Genomic DNA, 378 nt, shown 5'->3' on the forward strand with positions numbered 1-378 from the left:
CCGTTACCGACACCCCGTACCGCAACGAAGGGCTCAACGGTTGGCAGCCTTCGAACAGATGACTTTCAATCATCATGCCGACCAGCGAGCGATCACCTTGCAGGCGTTGTTCCAGCACGTCGTTGAACACGGCGGGCTGACGTAACGGATCTTTACCGCTGTTGGCGTGGCTGCAGTCGACCATGATCCGCGCCGGAATCTTGAGTCTGGTCAAGTCGCTGTGCACTTTGGCAATGCTGTCGCGGTCGTAGTTCGGCCCGCGATGGCCACCGCGCAATACCAGGTGAGTGTCGGGGTTGCCCGGTGTCTGGATAATCGCAGGATGGCCCTGGCTGTCGACACCGAAATGGCGGTGCGGATGAGCGGCCGAGCGCATGG

Annotated in this window: 1 protein-coding gene; it reads right to left on the reverse strand. The window is 60.8% G+C overall.

The features are described 5' to 3' along the window. On the reverse strand, positions 1-378 hold a 378-nt coding region (locus AC1DF0_RS32610; protein WP_477577768.1), incomplete at both ends, for a DAHP synthetase I family protein.

Source organism: Paenibacillus sp. 05T425 (genome assembly GCF_056396205.1).